Source organism: Flavobacterium sp., from assembly GCF_965277525.1.
Lineage (GTDB): Bacteria > Bacteroidota > Bacteroidia > Flavobacteriales > Flavobacteriaceae > Flavobacterium.
On the sequence record NZ_CBDIDC010000011.1, the window covers coordinates 683,823 to 703,771 of the forward strand.

17 protein-coding genes are annotated in these 19,949 nt (G+C 35.2%); 12 read left to right on the forward strand and 5 right to left on the reverse strand.

Annotated elements, in window-relative coordinates:
- The first annotated feature begins 28 nt into the window (after positions 1–28).
- Positions 29–3,628, forward strand: a complete 3,600-nt coding sequence (locus ACQY44_RS23430; RefSeq protein ID WP_428232696.1) for a DUF6443 domain-containing protein — start codon at positions 29–31, stop codon at positions 3,626–3,628.
- 5 nt (positions 3,629–3,633) lie between these two features.
- On the forward strand, positions 3,634–4,056 hold the full coding sequence (locus tag ACQY44_RS23435; protein WP_428232697.1) for a hypothetical protein: 423 nt from the start codon (positions 3,634–3,636) through the stop codon (positions 4,054–4,056).
- Positions 4,057–4,363: 307 nt separating this feature from the next.
- Here the strand turns inward: ACQY44_RS23435 and ACQY44_RS23440 are convergent, their stop codons facing one another.
- Positions 4,364–5,998 carry a hypothetical protein gene (locus ACQY44_RS23440; RefSeq protein WP_428232698.1) on the reverse strand — a complete coding sequence of 545 codons (1,635 nt, stop codon included), beginning with the start codon at positions 5,996–5,998 and terminating at the stop codon, positions 4,364–4,366.
- Positions 5,999–7,153: 1,155 nt separating this feature from the next.
- On the opposite strand from ACQY44_RS23440, the gene ACQY44_RS23445 reads away from it, so the two are divergent.
- The 6 genes from ACQY44_RS23445 to ACQY44_RS23470 all read left to right on the forward strand — a co-directional run bounded on the left by ACQY44_RS23445 (position 7,154) and on the right by ACQY44_RS23470 (position 12,818).
- Positions 7,154–7,729, forward strand: a complete 576-nt coding sequence (locus tag ACQY44_RS23445) for a tyrosine-type recombinase/integrase (RefSeq protein ID WP_419137779.1) — start codon at positions 7,154–7,156, stop codon at positions 7,727–7,729.
- Positions 7,730–7,825: 96 nt separating this feature from the next.
- A complete protein-coding gene (locus ACQY44_RS23450; protein ID WP_428232699.1) occupies positions 7,826–8,569 on the forward strand; it encodes a hypothetical protein in 744 nt (247 codons plus the stop codon).
- 95 nt (positions 8,570–8,664) lie between these two features.
- Positions 8,665–9,228: a hypothetical protein gene (locus tag ACQY44_RS23455; RefSeq protein WP_428232700.1), complete on the forward strand. Its 564-nt coding sequence runs from the start codon at positions 8,665–8,667 to the stop codon at positions 9,226–9,228.
- 4 nt (positions 9,229–9,232) lie between these two features.
- On the forward strand, positions 9,233–10,912 hold the full coding sequence (locus tag ACQY44_RS23460) for a hypothetical protein (protein WP_428232701.1): 1,680 nt from the start codon (positions 9,233–9,235) through the stop codon (positions 10,910–10,912).
- Between the two features lie 110 nt (positions 10,913–11,022).
- Positions 11,023–11,940: a tyrosine-type recombinase/integrase gene (locus tag ACQY44_RS23465; protein ID WP_428232702.1), complete on the forward strand. Its 918-nt coding sequence runs from the start codon at positions 11,023–11,025 to the stop codon at positions 11,938–11,940.
- 11 nt (positions 11,941–11,951) lie between these two features.
- Positions 11,952–12,818, forward strand: coding sequence for a tyrosine-type recombinase/integrase (locus ACQY44_RS23470; protein ID WP_428232703.1), 867 nt, complete (start codon positions 11,952–11,954; stop codon positions 12,816–12,818).
- A 42-nt stretch (positions 12,819–12,860) separates the two neighbouring features.
- On the opposite strand, the gene ACQY44_RS23475 is transcribed toward ACQY44_RS23470, so the two are convergent.
- Positions 12,861–13,232, reverse strand: a complete 372-nt coding sequence (locus tag ACQY44_RS23475) for a hypothetical protein (protein WP_428232704.1) — start codon at positions 13,230–13,232, stop codon at positions 12,861–12,863.
- Positions 13,233–13,344: 112 nt separating this feature from the next.
- Here ACQY44_RS23475 and ACQY44_RS23480 point away from each other — a divergent pair, with 112 nt between their 5' ends.
- From ACQY44_RS23480 to ACQY44_RS23495, 4 genes are all read left to right on the forward strand, one after another.
- Entirely contained in the window at positions 13,345–13,608 is a 264-nt protein-coding gene (locus tag ACQY44_RS23480; protein WP_428232705.1) for a helix-turn-helix domain-containing protein, read from the forward strand.
- Positions 13,609–14,067: 459 nt separating this feature from the next.
- Positions 14,068–15,030 (forward strand): AHH domain-containing protein, encoded by a 963-nt coding sequence (locus ACQY44_RS23485; RefSeq protein ID WP_428232814.1) that lies wholly within the window; start codon positions 14,068–14,070, stop codon positions 15,028–15,030.
- On the forward strand, positions 15,030–15,629 hold the full coding sequence (locus tag ACQY44_RS23490) for an imm11 family protein (protein WP_428232706.1): 600 nt from the start codon (positions 15,030–15,032) through the stop codon (positions 15,627–15,629). The genes ACQY44_RS23485 and ACQY44_RS23490 overlap by 1 nt, the downstream gene beginning before the upstream one ends.
- A gap of 17 nt (positions 15,630–15,646) precedes the next feature.
- Complete coding sequence (locus tag ACQY44_RS23495) at positions 15,647–16,132, forward strand: hypothetical protein (protein WP_428232707.1); 486 nt, start codon at positions 15,647–15,649, stop codon at positions 16,130–16,132.
- A 636-nt stretch (positions 16,133–16,768) separates the two neighbouring features.
- Here the strand turns inward: ACQY44_RS23495 and istB are convergent.
- From istB to ACQY44_RS23510, 3 genes are all read right to left on the reverse strand, one after another.
- Positions 16,769–17,509 (reverse strand): IS21-like element helper ATPase IstB, encoded by a 741-nt coding sequence (gene istB, locus ACQY44_RS23500; protein WP_428232708.1) that lies wholly within the window; start codon positions 17,507–17,509, stop codon positions 16,769–16,771.
- 22 nt (positions 17,510–17,531) lie between these two features.
- Positions 17,532–19,079, reverse strand: coding sequence for an IS21 family transposase (istA, locus tag ACQY44_RS23505; RefSeq protein ID WP_428232709.1), 1,548 nt, complete (start codon positions 19,077–19,079; stop codon positions 17,532–17,534).
- A gap of 299 nt (positions 19,080–19,378) precedes the next feature.
- A complete protein-coding gene (locus ACQY44_RS23510; RefSeq protein ID WP_428232710.1) occupies positions 19,379–19,930 on the reverse strand; it encodes a hypothetical protein in 552 nt (183 codons plus the stop codon).
- Positions 19,931–19,949 lie beyond the last annotated feature (19 nt).

Sequence of the window (19,949 nt, forward strand, 5' to 3'; positions counted from 1 at the left end):
CACTCATTTTTAAAGACACTCAAAACTGATGAAAAAATATATTACAATTATAATCCTGTTAGTATTTGCAGGTTGGGGCATGAAAGCCCAGACTTTTAGCGATGATAACTTCATATATACAATTACACCCAAAAAAGCAGTGCCGTCAGGTAAACTTAATACACTAACCAAAGACGAAATGAGTCAAAATGTAACCTATTTTGACGGATTAGGCCGTCCCATACAAACCATTGCCATTGGGCAGGGCGGAAACGGAGGTGATCTTATAACCCCTGTAGAATATGATGGATTTGGCAGACAGCTCAAAGAATATTTGCCTTATGCAGCGTCTAATGCAGGCAATGACTATTCTAAAATAGATCCAGCCACAGCCCTAAATACGGCAATAAACTTTTATAATACCGGTAAATATGACAATACCGGTAACCCGTTCTCAGAGAAACAACTCGAAGCTTCGCCCCTAAACAGGGTTTTAAAACAAGCCGCTCCGGGAACTTCCTGGAAAATGGGAAACGGGCATGAAATCAAATTAAAGTATCAGACCAATAGTGATACCGATGCCGTAAAACTATACCAAGTCACTACCACCTGGCAGGCTGCTCAGGGCTTGTACGACATTAGTTTTTCAGATGCAGGAACGACCTATGATGAAAAAGAGCTCTATAAAAACGTAACCTATGATGAAAACTCGGCCGCAAGTCCCAGTGAATCCGCAGGTTCTACCGTAGAATTTAAAAATAAAGAAGGACAGGTTGTTTTAAAAAGAACCTACGAATCAGGAGTCAAGCATGATACTTATTATGTTTATGATAGTTATGGAAACCTGACTTATGTACTACCGCCAAAAGTAACAGGTACCATCGATAATGAAATTCTAAGCGGTTTGTGTTATCAATACAAATACGATAACCGCAACCGTCTGGTCGAGAAAAAGCTGCCGGGAAAACAATGGGAATTTATTGTATATGATAAACTCGACAGACCCGTAGCCACAGGACCTGTCTTTTCGCCATTTAAAAACGATACCAGCGAGGGCTGGCTCATAACCAAATACGATGCTTTTGGCCGTCCGGTTTATACAGGCTGGAGCAACCAGTCATCGTCGAATGCGGTAACCAGAAAATCATTGCAGGATGCCCAGAATACTGCAACGACTTTGTTTGAGACCAAACAAACGTCAGGAACGATAGACGATATTGCCGTTAACTATAGCAATGCTATTGAACCAACCAGCTTTAAACTTTTAACGGTAAACTATTACGATGATTATGCTTATCCCAATGCACCCTCGATACCCACAACTATCGAAGGACAGGATGTTTTGGCCAATACCAAAGGTCTGGCTACCGGCAATTGGACAAGGGCAGTAACCACAGCTGACCAAACAGCAGGAGAAACCACTACAACCTTTTATGATACAAAAGCACGGCCAATAAGCATATACCTGCAAAATCATTTAAGCGGACACACCATTACCGATAGTAAGCTTGATTTTACCGGAAAAGCAGCCTATACCATCACCAGGCACAAACGTACCTCAGGAGATAATGAACTGACCATCACAGAAGAGTTCACCTACTCCCCACAAGACCGTTTGCTGACCCATACCCACCAGATTAACGGAGGTGCTGTACAGCTTTTGGCAGATAATACCTATGACAATTTAGGGCAACTGACTCAAAAAAATGTGGGTAACACAACCGCAACCCCCTTGCAAAAAGTACATTTTACCTATAATGTAAGAGGCTGGCTTACGGGGATCAACGATATCACTGACTTACAACACGATTCAGACCCTGTAGATTTGTTTGCCTTTAAGATCAATTACAACAATCAGCCGGGTAATTCGCAAGTAGAGGCTTTGTACAATGGTAATATTGCTGAAACTTTCTGGAAAACAGGAGCAGATAATACAGAGCGTTCTTACGGTTATCAATATGATGATTTAAACCGATTATCAGCAGCGATATATGCAAAGAATGGAGCGGTTACAGATATGTATAACGAAAATTTAACCTATGATAAAAATGGAAATATTAAGCTCTTAAACCGAAACGGAGATATAGATCCTCAAATTGGTACAAATTCTATAGATGCTCTGGTATACACATATCCAGCAAATTCTAACCAGTTAAGCAAAGTGGCTGATAATAGTAATAATAGCAGTGGTTTTAATGATTTCAACAAAACCGGCGATGATTACAGCTATGATGCAAATGGCAACATGATCACAGATAAAAACAAAAATATCACAGGAATTGTATACAACCAGCTCAATCTGCCTAAGAAAATTACATTTGGTACCAATAATACTATTGAGTATATTTACAACGCAGTGGGGCAGAAACTCGATAAAATTGTTACTGAAAATGGAGTGGTAACCACTACCAATTATCTGGGAGGTTTTCAGTATAGCTATGTCGATAATGGAGGTTATGTGCCGGATGATCCGGGAGATACAGACCCGCCAATTGATGGTTATGATCCTGTTCCTAACCCGGGAGGGGGAGCGAATCGTGCTAGTGGAGTACAGCAGGCTTTGTCTGTAAATACAGTGTCATCCGTACCTACATTACAATTTTTCCCTACCGAAGAAGGGTATTTTGATAATGTAAGCCAAAAATATGTATTTCAGTACAAAGATCACTTAGGCAACATAAGAGTAAGTTATGCTAAAAACCCGCAAACACAAGTTCTTGACATTATCGAAGAAAATAATTATTATCCTTTTGGATTAAAACATAAGGGATATAATGATTATATAGCAACAAACAATAAATATAAATACAACGGACAAGAGTTGCAAGACGAACTAGGGCTTAACATGTACGCTATGGATTTCAGACAATATGACCCAGCAATTGGTCGGTGGGTGGTACAAGACCCTGTAATGCATCATAATGCCTCTCCTTATAATGCCTTTGACAATAATCCAGTTTTTTGGAAGGACCCTAGTGGAGCGGATTCAGTATATAATGATGCTACGGGTAAATATGTAATAAATGGAAAAGAAGTATCATTTGATGAAGCTTTGTCATATGCTAATTCTGGTGGAAATAGTGACGGTAAGAATAATAATGAAACTGGCGAAGACCCACCTGCAAAAAAAGGAAAAGGAGAAGCACCTGTAAATTGGTTTATAAAAGGATATGACGTAGGACAGGCTGGTTCATTATTTGAAGTTGCAAACAAGGATAAAAAAGTTTTAAAAAAAGGTATAGTAGTTCTCTATGCACATGCAACGGACACATGGATTCAAGGTCCGAATGGAGAAAAAATTACTAATGTAGATGAATTAAATGTAATTTTAAGTAAATACAGTTCTCAATGGAGAGATTTTTATAAAAGTAAAAATGGAAAATTGACATTAGTGATAAAGGGTTGTAATGCAGGGAATGAAGAAGGTGGAGATGGAATAACAAACAAATTAAATGTTGGCAAAAATTTTACCTACGATAAAAAAGGTCTTACAATAATTGCTGCTAGTGGATTTTACCTAACTTCTCCTAATTTTTTAAGTAGGGTAGGTATCGATTTTGAAGTTGGGGTTAGTAGGTCAAGTTTATTTACCGATGGCACATGGAATGTATATTATAACGGTACTTTAATAAATAAATTTAATGATTAATTAAAATGAAAATAAAAAAGTTATTTAGTTGTGTTTTACTAATTACATTATTTAGCTCATGTAATGATGGAATCTTGAAGGATTCTGAAGTCAAAGAAGCGAAAGCAATTATTATAAAATCTGGAGATAAAAATTTGTATGCAAGTTTATGTATTTACTATTATGAGAAAGGAGAATATGAATCGACACTTCCTTATTCCATGATTATGGCTTATAAATATAATGATAAGGATGCATACTATAATATTTATAAAGTTATTGTCCAAATTAATAGTAATGGAAATTCAGATTATAAAGCTGTTAAAAAATTAGATAAAAACAGTAAAGAGTTTGCATTGGAGAATTTGACTAAAAGTGCTAATTTAGGTAGTATTAGTGCAAAAAAGGATTTAGAGAAGTACAATTTAAAAGAAAATATTAAACAATAGAAATTAAATAAAAATACCTAAAAGCCACTTCATTATTACGGAGTGGCTTTTGGATTTTATGAAGTTGCTACATGTTTAGCGAAACAATCTTTGAATTATCAATATTCCCAACCTCTGTCGAGTTTGCCAGTATGAAAATCTTCACTAGCATTAATTTCCTTGAAAACTAGAGCATTTCCAAACTTTTCATTATTCTCTGGAAGAGTTCTTCAAAGGAATTGATATTCCTAACTCAAAAAGAAAGTAATAATCAATCATATAAATAAATATGCGTCGATCCTGCGGAGCAGGATTAACGCATATCTAACTATTTAAGGTTTATCAAATTTTTTAATTTGGAAATTATTGATGCTGTTATCGGCACTCCTTCATAATCAATATACTTTTGCTGAGTATTCTGTCTATTGAAATAATCCATAAGTTTAGCCATTTCTACGTTTGAGTTATTAATGCCAGAAATGATTTTCAAAATATCTTCAACGTCAAACGATAATAGTGGTAATATTTCATACAAGCTTACAATTTCATCCAGCGCATATTTTGGCAATTCCACCGCTACAAGTTCTGGTATCATTTCAACCAAATCCGCATCCGTTTCCAATGTCAATGCATCAACCTTAACATTGGTCTTTACACCATGCTCTAATATAATGCGGTTCATGGTCTCAACTACCAAAGCTTCATCCTTGTCTTCACAAAGCAAAGCATCATATACGTAAAGTACAGAAACGCCTTTAGCGTTCAAATCTCTGATTACATTGCTCATGACACTCACTTCAACGCCAAACATCTTTTGAGAGGTAATCTTATGACCGTGTTCGTTTTTATCTCTGTAAATCCTTACCAGCATATCAGTTTCGCATCTTGAATAGTATTCAAAAAGCGGAGATTTTCTCATGTCATCCCATTTCATATTGAAAAAACTTAAGTGCTCAACCTTAACTTTTTTGAGCTCAATGTTTGCTTGTTCCGCTACTAATCCGTGTGTGAGGTAAGTGAGTGAACCATTATACAGCTTGATGGCAATATTGGGATGCAGTGCGCTGTAATCGCATTCTGTAAGCTTTTTACCGTCAATGGTAATCTGCTCTCGTATCCAAGCTGGCATCAAGGTAAAGCTATCCACGACACGACCACCGCTGTGCATGTCGCCAGCACTTGGAATCATAAAGCCACGAGAAGTCAGGAACTCAAAGAGCCTGATATTGTCCTCAACAAAGCTCATGTTATCAGCATCTATCCAGTAATCATTTAGATGCTTGTTTCTCATTGTCAGGATTTTGCCCTTTTTGGTACAGCGACCCTCCTTGACCAATTGTTTGCCAATAGCCAGCAGTTCTGAGCTGGTTGGCAAATCAATCTTTGGATACATTGCAATGAGGTTCGAGCAGATTGGATTCTGAAAAGCCTCATGTAACTGCTTATAATACATCTTATTGCGAGTACGGATAATTCCTGTATCCTTGATGAAGTACTCGACCAGACCCGCTTTGAGATAAGTCTGGGTCAATCTAAACTTTTTGGACTGCACGCCAGCTTGATAGCTGTTATCAACTTCAACAAATGCGCCTTTTATTGTTCCAGCAGTAAGCACATCAATTATTTTAGTATAGATAAAGGTATTGTCAGTATTTCGGCTTTGCTCATGCAGTAAAACTGAATTAAGCGGTTTCCATTTGGAATCTGTATAGTAGGTGCTTGCCAGATTAGAAAGGAACACCAGACACTTTTCCACTGCTGTATCAATATTAGGGTCAACAGCTTTAAGCATGGCTTTAGAAACGTATTTTCGCAGGTTGTACTGGGCTTTCTTTGGTATTAGGATAGAATTTACGTTGGGGAAACGCAGTGCTGATTCTGACAGCTTGTAATCGTTTTGGAGCAATTCTAAGTCTCCAGTATCGCCAGTAAAGGCAATGTAATCTTCATTTTTGAGGTTCATTGTGATATTCTCTTATTCTCTTTCCATCACTTGGATGGATTATTGTCTCTTAGATTGGCTTGGTAAGAGAAGCTGGGGCATGACTCCCAGCAACCAAGGTTTTAATGAGTTGTACTCTCAATTATTGCTTTTCATAAATATACTTCAAATCAAAAATTAGTCAAGAGTTTTGGATACCTAATTTTATAAAATAGTTGATATTAATTTGGTGTTCCACATTTACAATAGCGCAAACTGCGCATACTACTATATAGCACAATATCCTTGTATCCCTTATTATTACTGGTATTATATAGAGATTATTCTATTATATATTTAAGTAACATATATGATAGAGGATGAAGAGATATAGAAAGAAATAGATAAATTAATAAATAAATAGATAGATATATAGATTAAGAAAGTAATTTACTAATACATTACTATAGTACTATACTTGTATACGTAGTCCTTTATGTTCCTAAAACACTGTTATAAACCTCCCAAATTGCAACACACGAGCACGTAAGCGTTAACAACGCTTTGAAAGGGAATAATCTGCCTCAACAGACCACCCCATGGTCGCGGAGCCCTTCCCACCCCTGTAAACACTAAGTTTTAGAGCCTAGTTACCGCCGAGTAAACATTCCAAAAGTGTACTTCTAGCCACCCGTAGCTCTGATATGTCCGTAAACTGCGCTGGCAAAAATTCAGAAAAAAAATTTCTGAGGGAAAAATGGGAAAAAATTTCTGAAAAAAAATCTCGGATTCAATTTTTAGACCATATTTATAGTAAAAAGAGACCATGAGAATAATAATAAGCTTATCCCAATTAAAACAAGTACTTAAGACCCAAAAAGTCAGATACCCGCTATCATTCAAAGCTGGCAATTTCACGGGAAAGGAACTTGAAGAGTTTTCACGATTGATACAATCCAAGGAACGAGGCTAAAACCTCGTTTTTTTGTGCTCCTCAAATTCAAAAGTCTGTGAGCCCAGGAAAACCAGGATTTTTCTTGTTTAATCCAAAATAGACCTGGACATTTGTTTCACTTTCTACTAAACCTGAAAGTAACTCTGTAAACCCAATAAAATCAATGGTTTACATCAACTAGAAAAACAACCCGTTTCAGATACATATATTAAGGTATAAAAGTGAAACTTAAATCAAGCAAAATGGCATTAAAAGGACAAAAGACAACGAGTGATTTTTTAGAGTGGGACAAGATGCAGACTATCGTTTTGAAACTGGAGCGTGATAATGATTTGAAATTTGCGCTACTTATTGCAACGGGTTCTTACATTGGTCTTAGAATTTCAGACCTGCTTCAACTTAGATGGAATCAGGTTTTGAATCAGGATTATTTCACGATTATCGAGAAGAAAACCAAGAAGACCCGCAAAATAACCATCAACCCAGAATTACAGATTATCCTGAACCGTTTGTTTGTTCAGCTCCAAGCCAATGAAAATGACTTGATGTTTGTGAACCGATTTGGCGATAAGCCGTTCAGTATCCAATATGTGAACAGCAAACTCAAAGACATTTTTGCTAAATACAAGGTAAGAGGTCAGTACTCCAGCCACTTTATGCGCAAAACACTTGGACGCAGAGTTTGGGAAGTGAACAAGTACAGTGACCAAGCATTATTGTTATTATCTCAACTATTTAACCATTCTAGTGTTTCTACAACAAAAATTTACTTGGGTATTAGAGAGCAGGAAATCAGTAACTTATATCTTAGCGTGTAAAATATAGTGTTGTATTTGCGTAAATAAAGTGAAAATATCTTGTGTAATTGAAAAATATTTGTTACATTTGCAGTGTAGAATTGAAAATACAACAATATGGATACTCAACTTAAGAATTGGACAAGCAAAGCTTTAGTGTTTTTTGGAATGTGGCTCTGGAGAGAAAAGGAATATGGGCATGCGATGTTGTGTTTGCACGGTCCGCAATTGGGATTAAAAATAGGAACCCAATTAAATATTACTTGGAACGATGTAATTAATACCGAAGATGGCTTACGCCAAAATGAAGTAAACTTAAGGGATAAAGAAGCACATGTTCGAGATATTAGTAATTTCTTTGGGCAATTACTTGAGATGGCATACTATGAGCTATCAATAGAGTCATTAATTAAATCTGCTGATGATTCTATTTATTTGAATTACAAGACTGGAAAGCCATTGACCTCTTCAACCCTTAATCGTGAATTACAGGCTCATGTCAAAAGATTTGAATCTGAAATCAAAAACAGGACAGGTCTTATATTGGATTATAAGCCGTTAAAAACAAATGCTTTCGAGATAGCTTGGGCAATGGACATGGTCAAAAAATATAACTATTCCAAACAGGTTTTCATTGCTGTATCAAATTTTATGGGACATAGGACTTTGAAAGATACCATACAGCTATTGGAACTAGAACCTGTCGAAAAAATTGAATTTGATTTTGATAATGTGTCTGACATACGTGAATTTGTTGATTTCAATACGTTCGACTTCAGAAAAAACTTAAAGAAATTTCTGGATTTCAAAGGCTATATTGACACAGATGGTCAATGGTACATACCACAATACTTAAAATAAATTAGTTTTTTTTAACGGATTATTTATTCGGTGCAATACCCGAAGCAGGATTCTTATGCCCAAAAATTACGTGTTTAACCCAAAAATTAAAGCTTATGCAAAACTTAGAATCGCTGTTCAAGTCTTTTGAAACTGGTATCAGGAGCGTAAAAGCGACCAAGCCGAAAGACTATCTCAATAAGATAGGTCTGGATTATGCGGAACTGAGAATAGGCTTTAATTCAGGACAGTTTCATCACAATAAAAGCCAAGGAGTCAAAGATGATTTTGAAGCTTTGGGAGTGCTTAAAAAGAGCGATGCGGGTGTAAGAAAGGAAGACCTGACAGCTTATACCGTTTTTGGAAGATACGGACTGATTTTTCCATTGTTGAGTAAGAAAAACGAGATTGTAAACTATTTCGCTTTACGGTTTGATTTGGATGCCCCTAAGGAAGAATACCTCAACAGCGAAGGCATTTATCCAGCTTATCCAAATCCTCTGACTAAAAGGCTCTATATCGTGCCGACAGTTATTGACTGTGCAAGCCTGATGCAGTCCAAAGCACTGGAGAATAGGGATGCCGTGATTGCACTGCACGACGGAGCGTTACTGCCTCAGCATCTGGAAGCTATTAAAACCCTGCACGAATTGGAAGAAATAATAATCATTAAACGTTAAGCACATGCAAAATATAAGAACACAAATACAAAATATAAGACCAGAACTGCCCGTAAGCATGATTCAGCTCCCTGAGGGTCACAGCATGAATGATATGTGGATAAACTACGGAACCGATGGAATTCTGGAGCTTTTACAGAATCCAGAAGCAGAAAAAGCAGTCCAGTCACTTGAAATTCATAACGATTACAAAATCAGCTATAAAGGAAAAACAGGAACATTTTATGCCATTGGAAGTCTGCCGATGGATTTGGGGAACCTTAGAATTTCACTACAGATTGTTGAAAAGGAGAGCCAGAAGAAACATCGAGTGAAAATCGACCTGTTTGATTTTACCAGTGTTGAGAACCAATGCAGGGAACTCAGCGAGAAACAAGGTTTTGACGGTAATTTGCTTGAAGCTGATTTGAAGCAATTCACAGACCTGTTGGAAGACTACAGAGAAATAATCTTCAACGCTGAAATGAACCCCGTAACCGACCAATTTTCAGAAAAGGAACTTACGCCCCAAGCATATGAAAAAGCGATAGAATTCCTCTCTAAGCCACGTGTTTTAGAACATGTAGATAAACTGCTGGGACAAAGCGGAATTGTTGGAGAAGAAGACAACAGGCTTTTATTGTTTGTACTGGCGTCCAGCTACAAAATGCCATATCTGATGCATGGACTCGTACAGGGAAGTTCAGGAGAAGGCAAGTCACACCTCATCAACGCTATAGCAGACTGCATGCCACAGGAAGATGTAATGAACATGACCAGAATTACCAGCAAATCGCTTTATCATTACAGAGATAAAGAGCTGATGAACAAACTTATCATTGTTCAGGATTTTGACGGATTGGATGAAGAAGCGCAATTTGCATTCAGAGAAATGCAGACAGCTAAGTTTCTGACCAGTTCCACGGTGGTTAAGGATATGCAAGGCAATACCAGAGGAAAGATGAAAACGGTACAGTCACATTTTGCCAGTCTTATCGCTACTACAAGAGCAGAGGTCTATTATGACAATATGAGCCGTTCGGTAATCTTGGGAGTAGATGAGAGTCTGGAGCAGACACTTCGCATCATCAAGGCGCAGAATCTTAAAAACACTGGTCTCAGTAGTACCGAGAGCGAACAGCAGGCAAAACAGCTACTTAGAAATTGTATGAGAGTTTTAAAGAGTTATGAAGTGGTTAATCCCTTTGCCGATAAGCTTATGTTACCGCTGGAGGCTAAAATGCTCCGAAGATTAAACAGCCAGTTTCAAAATTTTGTATCCCAGATAGCCATTTTAAATCAGTATCAACGAAAAAAAGATGATAAAGGAAGACTCATCGCTACTGAAGAAGATGTAAGAAAAGCCGTTGAGATATTCTTTAGTTCCATCATTATCAAAGTAGATGAACTCGATAAAAGTACAAGACAGTTTTTTGAAAATCTCAAAGGATTTGTCAGAAGCCAGCCAAACGGAACAACATACCGATTCACAACCCGTGAGATACGGCAAGAGCTCAATATCAGCAAAACATCGGCTTTCAAATACATGCAGACCCTGCAGGAATTGGAATATATACAAGCCGTAGAAGGTTCGCCAAACAAAGGTTTTAAGTATGTAATCAGCTACTGGGACAATATGGAAAAGCTGAAAGCCAAAATAAAGACAAACATGGCAATGCAGTTAGACCAGTTGAAAATCAGTTAAAAGAACACGTGAAGCCCTGTAATTACAATTGATATAACGCCAGTGTTCACAGTTTTGTAAAGTGCGCCTAAGGAACATTTACAGATGATGATTCTAAAACCAGAGAAAAGATGAAAAAAACAATACAGACCCCTGCATTTCAAAACCTTTTAAATGAGTTTGACAGCTATGTAAAAGTGAAGAATTATAAACAGGGAAAAGGCACAATGTACCAGAATGCCGTTTCGGAATTCCTTATCTGGCTGGAAGCATCTGGAATTACCGCTATCAAAAGCGTAACAGGTAAAGAATCAGTAAGTTATTTTGAATATCTGATAAAAAGACCCAAACACCGAGGAAACGGAACACTGGCAGGAAAGACCATAAAATTTCATCTGTTTGCTTTAGGGCTCTTTGTTTTGAATCTGCTGGAGAACAGGCATATTGAAAACGCATATTACATTCCAAGCTATTCAGGAGAAAATGGAAAAGCCCGAAATGCCCTGAGCGTTGATGAAATCAGGAATATATATAAGCATTGTGTAAGTGATTTACAGCGGGCTTTGTTATCAGTTGCTTACGGATGCGGGCTTCGAAGGTCGGAAATTACAGCTTTGAATGTAAGGGATATACAGCTGTCAAAAGGTATTTTAATTGTTAGGAACGGAAAAGGAAGCAAAAGACGTGAGGTTCCTATGAGTGATATGGTCGTTGAATATCTCAGAAAATACATAACTGAAGAACGTTACCAGAAAGTAATAAGCAAAGATTTAATACAGGATGCACTTTTTATCCACGATAACGGAAAACAGATGAATGGCGAATACCTCAACAATATGCTAAAGAAAATAATTGAACAAACCAATGATTATCAGCTTATACAGAAAGAGATAACGCTTCACTGCCTCAGACACAGCATTGCCAATCATTTAATGGAAAAGAACGCAGGAATAGATTTTATACGTGGATTTTTAGGTCATTCGGGAATCAATACAACCTATATCTATGCGGTTCGGAACAAAAAACGAAAACCAGTAACAACCTTTTAAGCAATCAGCCTATGACCAAATTAACAATTGAAAATTTCCTGCTCCAACATTACAGCATACAGACCGTAAAGAGTTATTTATTTGCTATAAACCATTTTTTAAAACGGAACCCCAAAGCTAAACGTTACAAATACAGGAACATCGTGCAGTATATGGAAGAAATCAGCCAAGAACAACCCAATGGAAAATATCGAGTTGTCATTTTATCAGCAATCAAAAAATATTATGATTATCTGGTTATGAGCGGATACAGAACAGACCATCCGTGCAGGAAGCTCAATATCAAGGTTAACAGCAATCAGGCTGTTCAGGTTCAGGATTTGTTTAGCTCAGAAGAGCTTGAGCTTCTCTTGACACGTGAGAATCGATACGAGAATTTGGATACCAGAAACAACGTTCTTTTGAATCTGCTGATTTACCAAGGTTTAACCAGTGACGAAATCATAAAATTGAATGTTCAGGACATTGATTTGGACGCAGGAACAATTTATATCAAAGCATCCAGTAATTTGAGCAGACGCAAATTATCATTGTTAGCTAAACAAATATTGCTATTTTCCAAATACATCACCGAAGTCAGACCCAAAATGCTCAGAGGAGCAACCGACAAACTGATTATCGGCAAACTGGGCAAGCCTATTACAGTTAACAGTATCCATGCAATGATTGAGCCGTTAAAGCCTTTGTTTCCAGATAAGAACCTCAACCCCAGAACTATCCGAATGAGTGTTATTTGCAACTGGCTCAATGAGAAAAAGCTGGCTTTGGAACACGTTCAGGAACTCGCAGGACATAAATGGCCTGGAACCACAGAGAAGTATATCAAAGCGGACAGCCTGCAACAGCGTGAACTGATAAATAAATACTTTCCGATTTGAATAAAAAAAGAGGGAAAAATCCCTCTTTAATAGATATTAATGTTATTTGCATTTGTCAATTTCAGCATCAACATATGAACGCAGTTCTTCTGCATAACTGTCGGGCAAATCATTATCTTCTATCACATTTCGAACTACCTGCGGTACATATATCGCTTGGGTGCTCTCAACATAATAGAGTTCTTTTTCTCGTTTTGTTTCATTGCTGAATGATTTTGCAAATGCATATTGTTCGCAATATTTCTGAACTATCGCTGTTTGCGCCCACGTTTTTAGCTCATCCATGCTTTTTGTTTTCGGATGGTCTTTGTCCCACTCTCTGTCATAGTGTTTGCTTAACATGTAGGCTCCTAGGCAAAGAAGCGTTACACCTACCAAAAATATTCTAACAAGAATTGTTAACGGTTTATTCATTTTTGTAGTTTTTAGTTGATTTAAAATTCAGGCAAATATATTAAAAATTCTATTTTATAGTGTACTAAATTATAGAGTACCACAAAAAAGACAAAATATTGAGATTTGGAGTATGAAAGATTCTACCCAAACAAACAATATAGAAGAACTTAATGCAATTGCATTGAGACTTAAAGAACTGAGAAAAGCAAAAGGATATTCCAATTATGAGCATATTGCATTTGCTTTGGAAATGAGCCGTTCAGCTTACTGGAGATTAGAAACTGGAGCTAATTTTGAATTAAAAACACTTATTAAAATTTGTAGAGTGCTGGAAATTAGCCTTGAAGAGTTTTTTAAAGGAATTGACCTGCCAAAATCAAAGATAAAAAGCTAAAAAAAATTATAAAACTGTCCTATTTGTATCCCCCGCCAATACTGGGAACTTTAAAAATTACAATAAAACTCTAAGTCATAACTGTTTGATTTAGAGTTTTTTGTTTTAGTATCTGTCAAAATTTACTGTCCTATTTTATTTTAGACCCTAAAATTACCTTCGCAAAAGAAAGTTGAATGTTTCAACCTTCATTGAAAGAATCATTTTTCAATTTGCAAACGATAATAAAATCAACGATATGAATAATTTTACATTTTTTTTAGGTTTTATTCTGATAATAACCTCAATGTTTATGGCATTTCCAGAAAGAGCAAGAAAAGCTACTAAATGTCTAATCCAATTAGTCGGAGCTTTGTTTATCAGTAAAGCATTTCAAGCAATAACAGCTTATTTCAACCGAAATAAACCGTAATGATTATTTTTTATAAATGAAAAATATTACATTTGAATCGCTAGGATATAGAGAAAAGGACGTTCTTACTACATTATAGAAACTTTGCAGAACCTTATAAGTATAAGTACAACGGGAAAGAGCTCCAAGATGAGAGTATTGGCGGGAATCAGCTGAATTGGTATGACATGGAAGCTCGAAATTATATGCCTGACATTGGTCGTTGGGGTAATATGGATAAACTGGCTGAAAGTTTCTTTGTTTTATCTCCATATAATTTTTCAAATAATAATCCAGTATATTTTTCTGACTCTAGTGGTCTTTCTCCAGATGGACCAAAAGAAGCAATTGCTTCAACTATTGTAAGAAATGGAAGAGTAATAGAACATCGAGACGATGGCGACCCAGGTATTTATTTAGCTGATTTTGGCTGGCAAGTGGGTGGATCGACTCAGGGTTTGTCATTATTAGGTTTTGAAAAACCAGGTGAAACTTATAACGTAGGCGATAGGATTATGTTTGATTTATCTGGTTATGGTACAACAAGTCAGCCTAAAAGAGCATTAGGTGTAACTTATGCTATTGGTGGTGCTTATGATATAACTGGAGCTTGGGAAGCTTTTTTTACAGAGTTGTTTTCGGAACTAGGTGATGATTCTCCAGAAACAGCACTTGCATTTGCAGTTGTGACGAAAGGAAAGGTAAAACCAAAACTTGCCGTTAGATTATTAGAAAATTTACCTACCCAGATTCATCATTTTGCAACAAATAAACATTCAAAATATTCAAAACAAATGGCAAAGATAATAGAGCAATATAATTTAAAATTGAGTGGTTCTTGGAACAAAGGTGCGTTACCACATTTGGGACGGCACCCGAATGCATATCATGATTTTGTTCTTGAAAGCATGCAAAAAGCTAGTATGGAGGCAGGAAATGACAAAGCAAAATTCTTAAAATTGTTTGACCAATATGTCAAACAACCCGTTATTGAGAATCCAAATTTATTAAGAAAATCAGGCTGGGAATAATGAGTAAGTATTTTTTTTTAAGTTGGAAGAATTCAACACAAACAGCAAGTGCAATTTATGAAATCGAACATCAGATTGCACATGAGCTAATCCCTGAATTAGAAGGAAAAGAATCACTGCCGTTTAACTTTAATTTAAAACGAATTAGAGAAACAAAAGATGATATAATCATAGATGATAATTTGGATGAATTACAAGAAATTTGGCTGGATTACCTACCAAATAGCCTTGCTTGGCCTTTAATGTCCCAAAAATTAAAATTGGTAGTGCAAGAAAACCTTACAGAAAATGAAGGTGTTGACTGGCTTGATTGTAAAGTTAATTATGGAAATGAAGAAAGAATATATTATATTTTAAGATTCAACAAAATATTGGATGTTTTGGATATGACAGAAACAAGTTTTGTTAGAGGTACTGACCATATAATAAGACCAGTTTTTTCATATTCAAAAGTTAGAAATCTTAATATTTTTAGCAAACCAGCATATCAATATTTATGGAGAATTACATCGGGACTGTATGTTAGTGAGAAATTAAAAAAAGAAATACAAAAAATGAAATTGACAGGACTTGATTTTTCAAAAGTACGAGTGATTTAAATTATTGTAGTAGAAAAATGAAAAGCCTACCTAATAATAATGAACCTTTAGAATTGAGTATTAATAAGCAATATTATGTTATTGATGCTCTTTATTTAACTGAGATAAAAAGTGAATTCTTAAAAGCTAATATTTTGCCGAAGGATATTAGAAACGAAGTTTTTCCTTATACAGATACTCCTTTTGCACTATATAAACCAAATGAGAGTACTTTTTATATAAATCAAATTATAAAAGTAGACTATGATGAAGTTGTTTTAGAAGATTTCTCTTTTTTTTCGACGGATACAGGATTAATAGTCTTTATTACAGAAGATATATTAGTAGAATTTTTAAAAGATTTCAATTATGAAGATTTAGTAGATTCAGAAAATGAATTAATAGATGAAAAATATTGGAAACAATTAGTTAGAAAATTTGACACCACAGATGTTGGATTAATTTTAGCAGATGTAAATTCAGAAAATGATTTTGATGGAAGTGGAACTTATAGGGTCATTTAATATCCTAAGTATCCTAATCAACAATAAAATAGAATTAAAAAGTAAAACCTCGCCATTTGGCGAGGTTTTTTTATGTTTTAGAATATGTAAAAACTCCAATGAGAGCTACGTTTTTTTTGGAAGTATGTCAAACTTATAGTCCAACTGAAAACAAATGTTCTTGATATTCTTGCAAAAAAGATGCCTTACCTTTTTATGTGAATAAATAGAAAACTCACTGAAAGTTCGAGTTTTTTTTGATTTTTAGACAATCGAAAACGGTTTTTGCTTGTTGTTATTTTTAGGGAAAAATAAGTTCTTAAAAGTAAAATAAAAGTATCCTGCCGTAATACTAATTGAAATAATGAAAGTTGATGAACTCATATAGAATCCATTTATTGAAAGTTTATGTTTTAATAATATCATTGTGAAGATGAAAAGATGAATAAAAAGAAAGAAAATGAACCCAACTATTACAGAAACTTTAAGAATATTTTTTCCAAATTTAGAATCGTAAAATATTGTTGCGTGTTTAGCTAAATCTTTTCTACAGGTGGATATTCTGGATAAAGTGAGCACCTAATTCTGGATAAAAGTGAGCAGTATAAATGAACTCAAAAAGGTGTCTAAAAAGTAGTTTAAAAGTATAAAATTATTTTACTCTATTGGTTGTTTTTCTATTTTCTTTTTTCTCATTGATTCTCCCTTTAATTCTATCCGAAGGGCATTGTGAACGATTCTGTCTAAAATTGCATCTGCAATGGTTTGTTCTGCAATAACTTCATGCCAGGATTCAACTGGGAGCTGCGAAGCAATAATAGTTGATTTTTTTCCATGCCTGTCCTCAATTATCTCCATAAGATCCTGCCTTTTAAAGTTATCTAATGATTGCAGCCCAAAATCATCTAGTATAATGAGGTCCTGCTTTTCTATTTTATTAATTTCTTTTATGTAAGAGCCGTCAGCTTTAGCCATTTTAAGTTTAGAGAAAAGTTTATTGATATTAAAATACATTACTTTGTAGCCCATCATACAGGCTTTATAACCAATTGCTGTAGCTATAAAGCTTTTACCAACACCCGTACTTCCACAGACCAGGATGTTTTGTTTGTTTTTTATAAAATCACAAAACTCAAGTCTGTTTATTAAGTTTTTATCTACTCCTCTGGAACTGTCAAAATCGATTTCTTCGATAAAAGCTTTATACCTGAACTTGGCAGTATTGATCAATCTTTCTACTTTTCGATTTTCTCTGTCATCATATTCAGAGTTAATTAAATAAGCAATAAGTTCATCATTTGTGTAATCGATACTACTTGCCTCTAAAGTAGTATTAAAGGCTCTGGACATTCCGTAGAGCCTTAACTGTTTCATTTTTTCTAATGTTTGATCATTCATATAGTTATTTCATTAATGGTTGTTATTTGTAATATTCCTTGCCTCTAATATTATTATGTTTTGGTATTTCTTTATCTTCAATAGCAGGATCTTCATCAATGAACTCTAATCCTTTCTCCAGGATAGATTTGATGATTGGGTAATTTATTTTTTCATAATCCATCGCTCTCTTACAAGCATTGTTTAATCTGTCATTGCCTACTTTATTGGCTAAACTTAACACGCCGGTACAGGATTTATAAGATTGCTCGGGATGCTGTTTTTTATCTAATATTTGTATAATAAATGATTTGCAAAATTCTCCAACAGAAGCTCCCCATTGGATAAACCTCTCAGGATTCCACTCGGCCACAAACTGATGTGATGTGGGCATGTGTTCGTTATTTGTTGTATAAAGATATTTGGAGTAGTCCCTCTGATGACTGGCTATTATGCGCTGCCCATGATAAATCTCAACGGTAGTCTTACTGTAAATAATCAATACTTTCTTGCCCATATAAATAAAAGGCACGCTATAATAGTGTTTGTCTTTATTGAGATAAACATGGCTGGATTTATGAACGGTTGCTTTAGCAAAACCTTTGAGCTGATAGGGATTAACAGGTAAAAATGATAGTGCTTCTTTTTCTATCTCATTAAACAAATCTAATCTTGAGTATTTTCTGCCTTTAAAAGACATTGTATTATGCTTTTCTAAAAGTGGTAAAATAGCATCATTAAGGGCTTCTATAGTAAAAAATTCTTCTTTGCGTAAAGGGGCAAAAATTCTGGTATAAATTATTCTTACTGCATTTTCAACCAGAGCCTTATCTTTTGGGTGATAAGCTCTTGTGGGAAGTATTGTAGTTGCGTAATGAGATGCAAAGTCTAATAAATATTCCGTTACTAAGGGCTCATATTTATCACTCTTTTTAACGGCTGTTCTTAAATTATCCGTTACAATAGCACTTGGAACACCCTGATAGTAGTCTAGCATTTTTACCAAACTTCCCATAAAGTCTTCTTTGTTTTGAGTCCTGGTAGCTTCTACAAAAGTAAGTCCGCTTGCTCCCAGTACACTTACAAAAACTTCTACTTCACACACTTCTCCTGTAGACTGGTCAATAACGGATAATTTCTTTCCTGTATAGTCTACAAAAACTTTATCCCCTGCCTTATGATGCATATGCATAGAGGGTTTGAGTTTGCCTCGCCAATTTTGATAATGGTAGCAAAACTGGGAATAACTGTAGCCATTAGGATGATTTTCCCTATACTCTTCCCAGAGCAATTGTCGGGTAACACCAACTCGCTTTAATTCTTTTTCTATCGTGGGAAATAAGGATTCTAAAACTATGTTTTTTTCTGGAACAGCTTTTATCTGTCCATCAAAGAGTTCTTCCAGATCTTCATTACTAAGACCTGATAACTCTTGATAGGTAAAAGAATTTTGATGAAATGATTCAATATATTTCTTTACAGTATTGCGTGATAAGCCTAATTGTCTGCTTATTTGGAGCTTACTTACTCCTTGAGTATATAAACGTAATAATTGCAAAATGTTTCTCATATCCAGTCGTTTATTTGCCATATCTTTTGTTTTAAAAACAAGTAAGATATTCTTTACAAACACTACTTTTTGAGGTGGTCACTTTGAACCGGAATCAAATGATCTCTTTCACAAGAATAGGGTGGTCACTTTAAACCGGAATCAACTGATCTCTTTTACCGGAATGGGATGCTCACTTTTGCCAGAATTTGCACTTACACATCATAAACTCACTTTATTTATTTTACTTCGTAAGATTTAAGCATTATTTTTTTTTATGACTGCTAATATAGAACAATTTTTAAATCAGATAATTGCTAAATTAATTGGTATGTTTTTTATTATTCTTTTACTGTTTTTTCTCCTTCGTTATCTAGATCCAGTTTTCCAAAATTATCTTTGATAAATGGTTGAATATCAAATGTGACAGGAATATTGAAAGGTTTTCCTAGTAAGTTTGTTTCTTTGTGAAATTTATTATTGATAATTGTAACTTCGTTCTCATACCAACAGTCGAAGAAATTTACAAAACCTCTGAAATCGTTATTGGATAGAATTACTGGGTTTCCTCTCTTATTGTGGCCGCCTGCTTGAAAGTCCAAATAGTTATCAAAAGTACAATTGTCAATTACCAGACCACCTGAAAAGTATGTAAAAATGAATTGGCAATTTTTGAAATGGCAGTTAATTAGCATGACGGGTTTGTCAAACTGAGTGACACTTCCTGAAAAATATTCTACGATACAATTTTCAAATACTACATCCTTGTTCCAAGTTTCATTAGTTTCAATTTCTAATGCTCCCTTAACATATAAATCCTTAATAGGAAGTCCATCTTTCAATAAGTTCGTTGCTTTTTCTTTTGATATGTTCTTTTTTGATTGTGTTGTCATCGTTATTGCCAAATTTTAG